We start from the raw sequence: 12,914 nt of genomic DNA, 5'->3' as shown, positions 1-12,914 counted from the left end.
GCTTCCCCAAGGCGCAGCCAGACCAGCAGAAGATGCCGACAAGCACAATCCGGTCATTTTCCCGCCCCCTTGCTGCTGGCGAGCCGGTCCGCAGGCACCACATCCGCCCATTGGGACAGCCAGTCCAGCGACAGGCCAGGCCTGCGCCACGGCCCGTCCAGGCGATCGACGACAGGCTTCAAGCGCCGAGCCTCAGCCAGCGAGGCGCTTTCCGCCTTGCGCCAGGACGTGGGCGCCCGGGCGATGCGACGCTGCGTATCGGCATCGCCGTGCGCATATCCGGCGCCGCTTGCCACCTGCGTGCGGCGAGTGATGTGCAGCCAGGCCGCGCTGTCATGATCAAGGCGGGCGGTGCTTGCGGTCGCCGACAGCAGCCTCAGATCCACGCCGAACCATTCGTCCTGCAAGGCAGCAACCTGCGACGGCGCGATACCGGACAGCGTCCCGATTTTGCCCGACAGCGCCATGCCCCGCGGCGCGTGCTGGTTCTGCATGGGTTGTCCCAATGCGCCAGCCATCGCGGCCTTGCGACTGGCCTGTGCCGTTTCCAGCGCCGCGAACTGCAATCCGCCTATCCAGGAGCCCGCCCAAAGCAGCAGGGCGAGCAGCGGCAGCATCAGCAACGCTTCGATCAAGGCCTGCCCTTGCTGCCGGGTGAGTATCCGGTTCATGGCGCCCGCCTTGCCTGCGCGGCCTCGCCAGCGGTAGTGGCGGACAAGCGCGCTTGCCAGTAAGGACGGAACAGCGTGGCAAGTTCATCCCGGCCATCGGCACGGCGCTCCGGCCGTGCAAAGTAGGTCTCGGCCGCCGAGGTCACCGTGACAGCGTCCTCCGGCCCCAGGGCGGCATAGCGGAATCGCCCCAAGGGCGCCCGGACCGCGCTGTCCGCATCCGTGGTTTTCAAGGAAGAACCGACAAGCCGGACGGCCACCGCGAAGCGCAGGGGCTCGCCGCTGCGCGGCAAGGCGATGTCGCGATAAGCCGGCAGGCCCCGGCCCGGCCAGCGCTGGGCGGCTGCCATGGCGTACGAATTGGCCATGGGATTGCTGATGTCCTTGAGCAGATCCCAGTTCGTCGACAGCTCCACCCAGCGCCAGAAATCCTGGTCGGAAAAATCTAGCGGAGGCTCATCGACGTACTCAAGACCTTCGGGAGCCTTGATCTTCTGGCCCTGCGCCGTGCCCCAGCCCATGGCGTACTCGCGGAAGTAGCAGCCCCGCCAGCGGTTGAAGCGCAGCGCATGGTAGGACTGCGTATCAAGAGCGCCCCAGCGTCCGTCCGGCCCCAGCCACGTGTAGCCGCGGCGGCGCAGCTCATGGCGATGCAAGGGGCACAGCGGACGGACCATCCAAGGATTGCGGCGCGTGGCGTTGCGGCTGTTGAGAAAACCATGGCGTTGCACCGCCTGTTCTACCGCGGGCCGCAGGCCGGCTGCCCGCGTGGCCAGCCGGCGCGCCACGTAGCCGGGCCAGCCATCGGTCAGCAGCCGCAGGCTCGCGCCCCGGCCAGTCGCAGCGCCGGCGCCGGACGCCGGGGCGTCGTCCGACAGATTGGCGGACAACACCTTGTTCATGATGCGCTCGCGCGAAGCCGCCAGACCGGCGACAGCGGACGCCGCACTAGCTTCCAGGACCTGGTGGACCACTCGGTCATGCTCGCCAAACGCTGATGCGAGCCGCTGTTCGGCATCGGGCACGGCCCGCGCCGTTTGGTAAGCCGCCCCCACATCGGGGCCGAACAGCATGGCGATCAGGCCAGCGGGCGGATTGCCACGGCTGCGCTGTGCCTGCATGGTGCGGGCATACTGCGCGGACGCAGCCAGCGTGACCAGATGCGCCATGGCGACCTGATGCGCGATCTGCGTCCGGTTGATGTAGGCCAGGGCATTGAGCGCACGCGCCTGTTCCAGCGCCCCGCTATACGCCGCCGCGTCCGCGGCATGCGTCAGCCGTTGGCGCGCACCCACGGTCTGCCCCAGGTTGTACAGAACGACCAGGGAGATGCCCCCTGCCGCCGCCATCAGCAGGCCCAGGACCAGCGCCTGGCCCCGCTGTTGGACTGGCGATGCGCAAGAAAGCGTAGTCACTTCGCGTCCGTGGCGTTGCCGGTGAAGGACTTGAGCGTACGGGCCTTGGTCTGGGCCGCGCTTTCTGTGCGGCCTGTTGCGCCGCACGGCTCTGTGCGCCGCCGTCCTCGCCGGCAAGTTCGCGAGCCATGGCGGCGGTCTGCGACCGCACCACTTGGCCGAAGTACTGATACACCGCAATGGCGGCCACCGCGACCAAGGCCACGACCACGATGTATTCGGTCATGCCTTGTCCCAACTGACGCTTCCGCAACCCTGACATATCCGTTCTCCGACACTGTGAAGACAGGCTTCAGTGTCGGCGTCCGGCCCCGGCCTCGCCATTCGCGGATGCCGAGGCGGCTAAAGTGGTCACGGGTCCGTTGACAGCTGACGGACTGCGGCGGCGGCCAGCGCAGGCCAGCCGCCGCGCGGGAGGCACGAATCTTGTAACCCTTTAATATTCAAGGGTTTTCCCTATTGCCGGACCTATGGCTCAGCAGTAGATTTGAGTTGCCGGGCTGTCTGACACCCATCGCGTGCGAAGCCGGGCAGGAGCGCCTCAGACTCACCTTGAGCTGGGGCGCTCTTCCATTTTGCCGCGCGCAAATGCGCGTCGTCCTCGGGAATGCGGCCCGGAAGCTGGCCGCCATCCCCGCCCCCTTCCTAGGCAACCCGCAGCACCCCGTTGTCGATGACGACCGCGTCGCGTTCCATGGCCTTCGCCCGGAAGGACCCGTCCCGCCAGACGTCCACGCTCAGCGTCTCGCCGGGATACATCGGCCCCGAAAAGCGCAGCGACACGGCACGCACCGCCCCTTGCGCCGCGGGCTGCAAGCGTCTGGCAACGGCGTGCGACACCATGCCAAACGTGCACAGGCCATGCAGTATGGGCCGCGGAAATCCCGCGGCCCGGGCAACCTGGGGGTCGCTGTGCAGCGGGTTGTAGTCGCCATTGAGCCGATACACCAACGCCTGCTCCGGCCGGGTGCGCACCTGCACGGTCCAGTCCGGCGGGCTACCGGGCATGGTGTGCGCCGGGCGCGCCTGCCTCCCGGCGTTCGCCATGCCGCCATCGCCCCTGAGCACGTGGGTCGCGGAAGTCCGCGCGATGAGCCGTCCCGTGGCGGCATCCGTCAACGTTTTTTCGGAATACAGCAACAGTCCCTTTTCGCCCTTGTCCACCGCCTCCACGACGCGGGTCTTGCCTATCAGCTCGCCCGCGGCGGGAATGGGATGGAAGAGTTCCATGCCCTGTTCGCCGTGCAGCAGCCGCACCGTATCGGCTCCGATATCCGGCGCGTTCAGCCAGAAGCCCGGATAGCCCAGGACCACGGCCATGTAGGGCAGCACAAGCGGATCGTGCTGCCTGCCCACGTAGGCCAGGTCGGACGCATCCACGGGATCCTGTCCCAGGCCCACCGATAGCGCGTACAGCATGGCGTCGCGCGCCGTACAGCGTTGCCTGATCTCAGGCAGTTCATGGTTCAACAGCTGCTCATAGCTCAAGCGCATGACGCTCCTCCGCTTTGCCTCGAAGACACATCCATGACCCGGGGGTCAGATCGGATCCCAGCTCATCACGTCGGGCGAGCGTTCCAGGGGATAGAAGTGCTTCTGCATCGCCGGAATGGCGACCTCGGCGATGCGCTGCGGCGTCCAGCCGTCGCTGAAGTGCACGGAACGCAAGGGTCGCGGCTGGCTCATCAGCATGATTTCGTTGGCGCGCACCGCGAATATCTGGCCGCTGACTTCGCGCGCGGCATCGCTCAGCAGATACACGGCCATCGGCGCGATCTTGCCCGCCTCCATCTTCTTGAGCTTTTCGACGCGGTCGCGCTGCTGCGGCGTGTCGGTGGGGATGGAGCTGGTCATGCGGCTCCAGGCCGACGGGGCGATGCAGTTGGAGCGCACGCCATAGCGGCCCATGTCCAGCGCAATCATCTTGGACAAGGCCACGATGCCCAGCTTGGCCGCCCCGTAATTGGCCTGGCCGTAGTTGCCGATCAGCCCGGAGGTCGAGGTCATGTGCACCATCGCGCCGCCCTCCTGTTCGCGGAAGTGCGTGGCCGCGGCCCGGCTGACGAAGAAGGTGCCATCCAGATGCACCGCGATGACCGCGCGCCACTCTTCCTCGCTCATCTTGTGGAAGGAGCGGTCGCGCAGGTTGCCTGCGTTGTTGACCACGCCATCGATGCGTCCGAACTGGTCCATGGCGCACTGGACGATGGCATTGGCGGACGCGTGCGTCGCGACCGAATCGAAACTGGCGACGGCCACGCCGCCCGCGGCGTGGATCTCGGCCACGACGGCGTCCGCCGGCGCCACTGCAGCGGACAGATCATCGCCATTGAGCGCCACCCCGATGTCGTTGACCACGACCCTGGCGCCCTCGGCCGCCAGTTGCAGGGCCACCTCGCGGCCGATGCCGCCGCCCGCCCCGGTCACCACCACTACCTTGCCTTCCATCATGCGTTCCATGCCTGTGTCTCCTCAAAACGGGCCTGCCGGCTGCATGCGGCAGGCCCGGTGCTGTCGATTGCCTACTCGGTCGTCACGTTGGCGCGGCGCACCACCTCGGCCCACTTCCTGCCTTCGCTGCCGATGAAGGCGGCGAACTCCGCGGGCGTGTCGGGATTGGGCACCGCTCCCTGGTCCCGGATCTGCTTTTGCATGTCGGGCGTCTGAATGATGGCGACCACCTGCTTGTTGATCTCCGATACGACGTCGTCCGGCGTCTTGGCCGGAGCCCACAGGCCGAACCACGACACGACCTCGTAGCCGGGCACGCCGGCTTCCGCCACGGTGGGCACGTCGGGCAGCTGGTCGCTGCGCTGGGCCGACGTCACCGCCAGCACCTTCAGCCGGCCCGCCTTGATGTGCGGCAGCGCAGAGGGCAGGTTGTCGAAGATCATCGAAATCTGGCCGCCCAGCAGGTCCGTCACCGCCGGCGTGCTGCCCTTGTAGGGCACATGCACCATGTCGACCCCGGTCATCATCTTGAAAGTCTCGCCGGACATGTGCAGCGTGCTGCCATGTCCGGAAGAGCCGAAGGTGAGCTTCCCCGGATGGGCGCGGCCATAGGCGATCAGCTCCTTGACGGTGTCGTATGGCGCGTTCTTGGGCACCACCAGGGCGTTGGGCACCATGGCGGTACGCGTGATCGGCGCGAAATCCTTGATCGCGTCGTAGGGCATGGATTTGTACAGGCTGGGATTGATGGCGTGCGTGCCTATCGTGCCCATCACCAGCGTGTAGCCATCCGGCGCGGCGCGCGCCACCTGCGCGGTGCCGATGTTGCCGCCGGCGCCGGGCTTGTTCTCGACCACCACGGACACGCCCCAGCGCTCGCTCAAGCGTTGGCCTATCACGCGCGCCAGGATGTCGGTGGTGCCGCCCGCCGAGAACGGCACGTTTATCGTCACCGGCTTGTTGGGAAAGCCCTGCGCCGTCTGCGCGCCAGCCGTGCCAGCGCCCAGCAGGATTGCCCATCCCAGCAGCGCCAGGACCTTCAGGGGACGCTTGCGCGCAATGGCTGCGGGCGCGTCTTTTTTGATTGTCTTGAACATAGTCTCCTCGCTTTTCTTATCCAGGTTCAGAGGCGGTGCGCCTCAATCCAGCACAGCAAGATCCTGCCCTTCCTCCACTTCATCGCCGACCGCCACCAGCACCTTGGCGATACGGCCTGCTGCCTCGCTTTCAACGGGGATCTCCATCTTCATGGACTCGACCTTGAACGCCTCGTCGCCCGCCTGAATCTGCACGCCCTCTTCCACGCAACACGCGACCACGCGGCCCGCCACGTTGGAGACTATTTTTTTCATGCCAGCTCCTTTACCGACTCTGTTGAAATCACTTCCTGCAAGCCGTCGACGGTCATCGCGCCGGCCTGAAACCGCTCCGACGCGAGCACCTGAAGAATCATCGGAATGTTGGTCTTGATGCCCTCTACCCGCATGCCGCCCAGCGCGCCGCTCAGCTCGCGGATCGCGGCGGCGCGATCAGCCGCATGCGCGATGACCTTCGCGACCATGGGGTCGTAGTGGCTGGAAACCCGGTTGCCCGGCGCGTAGCCGGTCTCTATCCGCAGGCCGGGACGCGGCTGCGGCAGCTCGAATGTCTTCAGCACGCCCGGCGAAGGCAGGAAGCGCACGGGATCCTCGGCATATACGCGCGCCTCGATCGCGTGCCCGGCCACGGCAGGCTGCCCGCCAATCACCGAGGACAGCTTTTCACCCGCGGCCAGACGGATCTGCGCCTGCACGATGTCCACGCCGGTGACCGCTTCCGAGATGGCGTGCTCGACCTGCAGCCGCGTATTGACCTCGAGGAACGAAAAGCCGCTGCCCGGCGTGTACAGCATCTCCACGGTACCGATGACGTCGTAGCCGATCTCTCCCAGGATGGCCGACAGCCGCTCGGCCATGCCGGCGACCGCCTGGCGGTCGATGGCCGGCGCCGGCGCTTCCTCGATCACTTTCTGGTATCTGCGCTGGGTGGAGCAATCCCGTTCGAACAGGGACAGGACGTTGCCGAACCTGTCCGCCAGGAACTGGAATTCGATATGCCGCGGCGACGGCACGAATCGCTCCAGGTACAGGGCGGGATTGGCGAACGCCTTTTCGGCCATGCCGCTGGCGCGTTCCCAGCAGCCGGGCAGCGATAGGGGATCATGGACGGGGATCATCCCTATGCCCCCGCCGCCGCCTGCGGGTTTGATCAGCACCGGATAGCCGAGCGCCTCGGCCGCCTGGCGTACCGCCGCCATGTCATTGCGCGGCAGGATGCCCGTGCTGCCGCCTGCCTGCAGGCCATGCCGTTGCATCAACTCGCGCGCGCTGGCCTTGTTGCCCAGCACCTCGATCCACTTGGACGAAGGCCCGATGAAGCAGTGCCCCGCCTCTTCAACCCTGCGCGCGAACTGCGCGTTCTCGGACAGGAATCCGTAGCCCGGATGCAGCGCATCAGCGCCGCAACGCGCCATGACCTCGAGCAGCAGGTCCTGGTTGAGATAACTGGCCCGTGCCGGCGCCGGCCCGATGCAAAAGCTCTCATCCGCCTGGCGCACATACGGCAGGTCGGCATCGGCCTCGGAGTACACCGCCACGGACCGCAGGCCCAGCGCCTGCGCGGCGCGCAAGATGCGGGCGGCGGCGGCGCCCCGGTTGGCAATCAGGATCTTCTTCATCTGCATCCCCTCAAGGCCGGTATCCGGTGGCCATCATGCCGGGCTGGCGCAGCGGCGCGGCCAGATTGGCGAACTCGACCAGGCGCGCACGCGTGCAGGCCGGATCGATGATGTCCTCGATGACGAAGGCCTCCGCGCTGCGGAAGGGGGAAGTCAGGGCGCGGACTCTTTCCTCGATTTCCGCGCGCTTGGCTTCGGGGTCGGCGGCCGCTTCGATCTCGGACCGGTACGCCACCTCCAGGCCGCCCTCGATCGGCAGCGAGCCCCATTGCGCCGATGGCCAGGCATAGCGGAAATTGAAGCGGCTGGAATTCTGATGGCCGCCCGCGGCCACGCCGAAGGCCCGCCGCATGATCAGCGAGAACCACGGCGCCGTCGACTGCGCGACCGCCGTCAGCGCCCGCACGCCGGCGCGCATCACGCCGTCCTTCTCGGCTTCCAGGCCTATCTGGAAACCCGCGATGTCGACCATGTTCACCACCGGCAGGTGGAAGGTTTCGGCCAGGTCGACCAGGCGGGTGAATTTCTCGGCGGTGTGCCGGTCCCAGCCGCCGCCATAGTGATAAGGATTGCTGGCGACGAACAGCACCGGCCAGCCATCCACCCGGGCCAGCCCGCCCACGATGGCCTTGCCCCAATGCCGGCCGATTTCGAACACGCTGCCCGGATCGAACAAGGTGTCCAAGATCGGCCGGATCTTGTAGACCTTGCGCGTGTCCTTCGGAATGGCCGTGCGCAGCCAGTCCTGCTCCGCCGCCACGGCCGGGACCTCGCCCCTGGGCGCAAGCTCGTGCACGGACGCGGGCAGATACGACAGAAAGCGCCTGGCGGCCGCGAAGGCCTCATCCTCGGAACTCACCTCGTCGTCCACCACGCCATTGCGCGTGTGGATCGCGCTCCCCCCCAATTCATTCTTGCCCAGGTTCTGGCCGATCTTGGCCACCACCGGCGGCCCCGCGATGAACAGCTGCGACGTGTCCTTGACCATGACGCAGTAGTGGCTGCCGGCAACGCGCGCCGCCCCTTGGCCCGCCACCGATCCGAGGGCCAGCGACACCACCGGCACCTGGGCCAGGTTGCGCGCCACATAGGCCCAGATCTTCATCTTCGGCAGCAGCGCATGCCCCATCTTCTCGATGTTCTTGACCGACCCGCCCCCGCCCGTGCCGTCGATCAGGCGCACCAGCGGAATGCGCAGGTCGAACGCCATCTGTTCGGCGTAAATCATCTTGTCGCCCACGGCGCCGTCGTTGGCGCCGCCGCGCACGGTGAAATCGTCGCCCACGACCACGACGTTCTTGCTGCCCAGCGCCGCGCGTCCCATGATCACGTTCGAGGGCATCACGTGGACCAGGCGGCCCTGTTCGTCATACTCGCCGCTGCCGGCCAGTCCTCCCACCTCGACGAACGACCCGCCATCGACCAGCCGTTCGATCCGCTGGCGGATGTCCAGCTTGCCCGCGTCATGCTGACGCTTCACCTTCTCCGCACCCCCCATGCCCAAGGAAAACTCCTTGCGGCGTGCCAGTTCGTCCAACTCCTGCGTCCAGCTCATTACTTCCTCCCATGACGGCGTCGGCCTGAAATTCAGGGCGCCAGTTCGATCCACGCATCGTCCAGTTTCAAGTCCACCGCGGTCCGCGCCTGCAGCGCCGCGAAATCCAGGCCCCGCACCATCGCCCGCACCCGTAGTCCATCCGGCGTGATGTCGATGATTGCCAGGTCGCTGTAGATGCGATCGACCACGGCCTTGCCGGTAAGGGGATAGGTGCATTCGGGCACGATCTTCGGCCGGCCATCGCGGTCCACGTGCTGCATCATCACGAAGATGCGCTTCGCGCCCGCCACCAGGTCCATGGCCCCGCCCACCGCCGGGATCGAGTCTGCGCGCCCCGTGTCCCAGTTGGCCAGATCGCCCTCGGCCGATACCTGGAAGGCGCCCAGCACGGTGAGATCGATATGGCCGCCGCGCATCATCGAAAAGGACACCACGTGGTCGGTGATCGAGGCCCCGATATCCAGCGCGACGGGCTCCTTGCTGGCGTTGAGCAGATCCCTGTCGACCGCGGCGCCCGCCGGCAGGCCCTTCATGCCCAGGATGCCGTTTTCGCTGTGCAGCACCACGCCGCGCTCGGGCTTCAGGTAGTCGGCCACCGAGGTTGGCATGCCTATGCCCAGGTTGACGTAGGAGGCAGGAGGAATGTCGTCGGCAACGATCTGCGCCAAGCGTTCGCGGGACAGGCTATTGATGCTCATTGGGACACTCGACGATGCGTTGAACGAAAATTCCGGGCGTCATGACCTGCTCCGGCGCCAGCGCCCCCAGAGGCACCACCTGGTCGACCTGGACCACTGTCAGCCGCGCAGCCATGCACATCACAGGCCCGAAGTTGCGGCTGGCGTAGCGGTAGGTCAGATTGCCCGCGCTGTCGCCGTACTGGGCCTTCACGAAAGCCACATCGCCCGGCAGCGGCTCTTCCAGCACATAACCCCGGCCATTGATGGCGCGCGTTTCCTTGCCTTGCGCCAGCCGCGTCCCATAGGCGGTGGGCGTGAAGAACGGTCCCATGCCCGCGCCGGCGGCACGCAAGCGTTCGGCCAGCGTGCCTTGCGGCACCACCTCCAGTTCGATCCTGCCCGCCGCATACCATTCGCCGAACGCCGCGGCGTTGGGCTTCTTGGGATTCGAGGAGCGTGCAAAGGAGCAAATCACTTTGCGCACCCTGCCCGCGCGGATCAACTGGCTCAAGCCCGGCTCGCCATTGCCCGCGTTGTTATTAACGATGGTCAGTTCGCGCGCGCCAGTCTCCAGCAGCGCCTGCAGCAATTCCGTTGGCACGCCGGACGCGCCGAACCCGCCGATCAGCAGCGTGGCGCCGTCCGCCACGCCGGCCACGGCTGCCTCCAAAGTAGGCACGATCTTGTTCAACATTACTTACCCCATGGCGGCGGACGCGGCCGCGCCGCCCCCGCCGCAGACTTGTTGGACGGTCAGAGCGCAGGCAGCGCGCTCAGGATCGCGGTGGACTGGCTGGACAAAGTGCCGCCGTTGCCGTGCACCAGGGCCAGGTTCGGATCCTTCAGTTGGCGCGCGCCGCACTCGCCGCGCAACTGCCTGACGGCCTCCACCATGAGAAACACGCCGTACATGCCCGGATGCACGCAAGACAGGCCGCCGCCGTTGGTATTGACCGCCAGCCGCCCGCCGGGTGCGATCGCCCCTTGGTCCACGAACGCGCCGCCCTCGCCCTTCTCGCAAAAACCCAGGTCTTCCAGGAACAGGATGGTGTTGATGGTGAAGGCGTCGTACAGCATGGCCAGGTCCATGTCCTTCGCGGAGACGCCGGCCATCTCGTAGCAACGCTTGCCCGACTCGAGCGCCGCGGTCACCGTCAGGTCATGCATGGACGAAACCTGCCGGTTCCATACCGCGGTCGCGTTGCCCATGACGTACACCGGCGGCTTGGCGCAATCGCGGGCCCGATCCGAGCGCGTCAGCACGAAGGCGCCAGCGCCGTCGCTGACCATGCAGCAGTCGCGCACCGTGAAGGGCTCGCAGACAGGACGCGCCGCCTCGACATCCGCCAGCGACAACGGTTCGCGCATGGAGGCTTCCGGGTTCAATTGCGCCCATTTCCGCGCGGCCACCGCCACTTCCGACAATTGCTTGCGCGTGGTGCCGTACTGGTGCATGTGGCGGTTCGCGGCCAAGGCGTAGGCCGCCACCGGCAAGGGCGGGTCATAAGGCGTTTCGTAAGGCTGCGGGTCGATCGATTTCCGCACGCGCGTCAGATCGGCGCGGTTGAATTTGGCGGTGCGCTGGGTGCTGCCGTAGCAGACCAGGACCGCGTTGCATTGCCCGGACGCCAGCGCGTGCATCGCCGGCAGCAGATGCGCCACGTAGCTGGAACCGCCTATCATGGTGCTATCCAGAAAGGTCGGGCGTATGCCTAGATACTCGACGACCGACATCGCCCACATGGGCGACAGGGAACTGCAGGTCGTGATGCCGTCTATGTCCTTCAGGCTCAGGCCGGCATCTGCGATCGCAGCCATGGCGGCCTGCGCCAGCACTTCCTGCTCTGTGTGACCGCGCGCCTGTCCCAGTCCGGCCTGCCCCACGCCGACCACCGCAGTCTTGCCTCTCAAGTCGCGCAGCGTCATAGCCCAGCTCCCGAAGGCACGAAGACCACTTGCGCGGCCTCGCCGTCGCCGACGATCCTGGCGCTGACGCGCATGCCGATACGCACCTGCGCCGGCGCGATCTGCGCGACACGGCTCATCATCCGCGCGCCTTCCTGCAGGTCCACGAGACAGACGTTGTAATCGCCGCCCTGCTCCACATTGCGATACACGGTGGTGCTGGCGTACACCACGCCTTCTCCCGTGGGGCTGAACCAATCCAATGCCGCACCGCCGCAATGGGGGCATACGCAGCGCGGATAGAACACCGCCTGACTGCAATCGGCGCAGCGTTGGATCTGAAACCGGCCCGCCGCCAGGCCATCTAGATAAGTCTGCTCGGGTCCGTCTACTGCCTGCGCACTGCTCTGGATCTCCACCCATGCCTCCTGTCGTGTCGTCTTCTGAACCTGCCAACATTGCGGCTCAGTGTAGGGACAGGCATGCGGCGGATAAACGGGCCCGAGGGCAAATCACCTTTAACTTTGCGCGCGGGAATGGCTAAGATGGCGTGCATCCATCAGCCCGGCCGCCATGTACATCCTGATAGACCATCTCAAGCATGTTCTGAATTTCGTACGCGTCGCGGACAGCGGCAGCTTCACGGCCGCGGCGCACCGGCTCGACATATCCACCGCATCGGTGAGCAAGAGCGTTTCGCTGCTGGAAGCCAAGTTGGGCGTGAAGCTGCTCAACCGCACCACACGCAACCTGTCGCTGACCGACGATGGCGAATTACTGCTGCAGCGTTGCCGCCACATCCTGCTGGAAGTCGAAGCCGCCGAGGCCGAAGTAACGGGAGCCAGCGTGAGCCCGCGCGGCAAGCTGCGCGTGCATGCGCCGGTGGGCTTGGGCAGAAAGGTCATCATGCCCGCGCTGCTATCGCTGACCGCGCGCTATCCGGAACTCTCGATCAACGCCGATTTCAGTGACCGCATGCCCAATCTGGCCGAAGAAGGGCTGGACGCCACCATACGGATCGGCGTCACGGCGGATTCGCGGGTGATCGCCAAGACCCTGTCCCGGCTGCGCTACGTCACCTGCGCCAGCCCCGCCTATCTGGCCGCGCATGGCACGCCCGCCACGCCCAACGAGCTGGAACGGCACAACTGCCTGGCCTACGTTCAATGGCAGACCGGCCGCTATCACGAATGGGATTTCCAGAAAGGCGATGAGCGCTACACGATCACGCCCGGCGGCAACCTGAACGTGAACCATCCAGAAGCCATCCTGGACGCCGTGGTGGCCGGCGCGGGCATCGCCCGCATGGCCAGCTTCATCGCGGAGTCCGCCGTGCTGGACGGACGCCTGAAGCTGATCCTGACCGACTGGATGGCGCCCGGCGCGCCGGTCCAGCTGGTCTATCTGCCGAACCGGCATCTGTCGCCGCGCATCCGGGCCTTCGTGGATGCAATGACAGAAGCCCTGCCGCCGCAATTGCCTTGGGAAAAGGCCATGGGGCTGTAAGGACGCGCGCGC

Annotated in this window: 13 protein-coding genes and 1 pseudogene; 1 reads left to right on the top strand and 13 read right to left on the bottom strand. The window is 66.5% G+C overall.

The window, feature by feature from the left end; genetic code table 11:
• Nucleotides 1-53: 53 nt before the first annotated feature.
• The 13 genes and pseudogenes from BRO63_RS09975 to BRO63_RS09915 form a co-directional block, all read right to left on the bottom strand.
• Nucleotides 54-635 (bottom strand): pilus assembly protein, encoded by a 582-nt coding sequence (locus BRO63_RS09975; protein WP_256943270.1) that lies wholly within the window; start codon nucleotides 633-635, stop codon nucleotides 54-56.
• 32 nt (nucleotides 636-667) lie between these two features.
• Nucleotides 668-2,086 carry a pilus assembly protein TadG-related protein gene (locus BRO63_RS09970; RefSeq protein WP_088139621.1) on the bottom strand — a complete coding sequence of 473 codons (1,419 nt, stop codon included), beginning with the start codon at nucleotides 2,084-2,086 and terminating at the stop codon, nucleotides 668-670.
• Nucleotides 2,083-2,348, bottom strand: a pseudogene (locus tag BRO63_RS34440) (hypothetical protein). Before BRO63_RS34440 ends, BRO63_RS09970 begins: the two are co-directional and overlap by 4 nt.
• Before the next feature lie 383 nt (nucleotides 2,349-2,731).
• Nucleotides 2,732-3,580, bottom strand: a complete 849-nt coding sequence (locus BRO63_RS09960) for a MaoC/PaaZ C-terminal domain-containing protein (protein ID WP_088139620.1) — start codon at nucleotides 3,578-3,580, stop codon at nucleotides 2,732-2,734.
• Between the two features lie 45 nt (nucleotides 3,581-3,625).
• Nucleotides 3,626-4,546: an SDR family oxidoreductase gene (locus BRO63_RS09955; RefSeq protein WP_088139618.1), complete on the bottom strand. Its 921-nt coding sequence runs from the start codon at nucleotides 4,544-4,546 to the stop codon at nucleotides 3,626-3,628.
• Between the two features lie 62 nt (nucleotides 4,547-4,608).
• On the bottom strand, nucleotides 4,609-5,634 hold the full coding sequence (locus BRO63_RS09950) for a Bug family tripartite tricarboxylate transporter substrate binding protein (RefSeq protein ID WP_088139616.1): 1,026 nt from the start codon (nucleotides 5,632-5,634) through the stop codon (nucleotides 4,609-4,611).
• Nucleotides 5,635-5,676: 42 nt separating this feature from the next.
• Nucleotides 5,677-5,889: an acetyl-CoA carboxylase biotin carboxyl carrier protein subunit gene (locus tag BRO63_RS09945; protein ID WP_088139614.1), complete on the bottom strand. Its 213-nt coding sequence runs from the start codon at nucleotides 5,887-5,889 to the stop codon at nucleotides 5,677-5,679.
• Nucleotides 5,886-7,253 (bottom strand): ATP-binding protein, encoded by a 1,368-nt coding sequence (locus BRO63_RS09940; protein WP_088139661.1) that lies wholly within the window; start codon nucleotides 7,251-7,253, stop codon nucleotides 5,886-5,888. Before BRO63_RS09940 ends, BRO63_RS09945 begins: the two co-directional genes overlap by 4 nt.
• Nucleotides 7,254-7,263: 10 nt before the next feature.
• A complete protein-coding gene (locus tag BRO63_RS09935; protein WP_088139613.1) occupies nucleotides 7,264-8,808 on the bottom strand; it encodes an acyl-CoA carboxylase subunit beta in 1,545 nt (514 codons plus the stop codon).
• Nucleotides 8,809-8,840: 32 nt separating this feature from the next.
• Nucleotides 8,841-9,509, bottom strand: coding sequence for a 3-oxoacid CoA-transferase subunit B (locus tag BRO63_RS09930; protein ID WP_088139611.1), 669 nt, complete (start codon nucleotides 9,507-9,509; stop codon nucleotides 8,841-8,843).
• The gene (locus BRO63_RS09925) at nucleotides 9,496-10,185 is read right to left on the bottom strand and encodes a 3-oxoacid CoA-transferase subunit A (RefSeq protein WP_088139609.1); all 690 of its coding nucleotides are present in this window, start codon (nucleotides 10,183-10,185) and stop codon (nucleotides 9,496-9,498) included. Before BRO63_RS09925 ends, BRO63_RS09930 begins: the two co-directional genes overlap by 14 nt.
• A 59-nt stretch (nucleotides 10,186-10,244) precedes the next feature.
• The gene (locus BRO63_RS09920; RefSeq protein ID WP_088139608.1) at nucleotides 10,245-11,417 is read right to left on the bottom strand and encodes a thiolase; all 1,173 of its coding nucleotides are present in this window, start codon (nucleotides 11,415-11,417) and stop codon (nucleotides 10,245-10,247) included.
• Entirely contained in the window at nucleotides 11,414-11,815 is a 402-nt protein-coding gene (locus BRO63_RS09915; RefSeq protein ID WP_088139606.1) for a Zn-ribbon domain-containing OB-fold protein, read from the bottom strand. Before BRO63_RS09915 ends, BRO63_RS09920 begins: the two co-directional genes overlap by 4 nt.
• 154 nt (nucleotides 11,816-11,969) lie before the next feature.
• On the opposite strand from BRO63_RS09915, the gene BRO63_RS09910 reads away from it, so the two are divergent.
• Nucleotides 11,970-12,902: a LysR family transcriptional regulator gene (locus tag BRO63_RS09910; protein ID WP_088139604.1), complete on the top strand. Its 933-nt coding sequence runs from the start codon at nucleotides 11,970-11,972 to the stop codon at nucleotides 12,900-12,902.
• Nucleotides 12,903-12,914 lie beyond the last annotated feature (12 nt).

The organism is Achromobacter xylosoxidans, from assembly GCF_002192695.1.
GTDB classification, from domain to species: Bacteria; Pseudomonadota; Gammaproteobacteria; order Burkholderiales; family Burkholderiaceae_B; genus Achromobacter; species Achromobacter xylosoxidans_C.
Note: the sequence above shows the minus strand (reverse complement) of the source record. Positions and strands in the feature narration are given on the sequence as shown.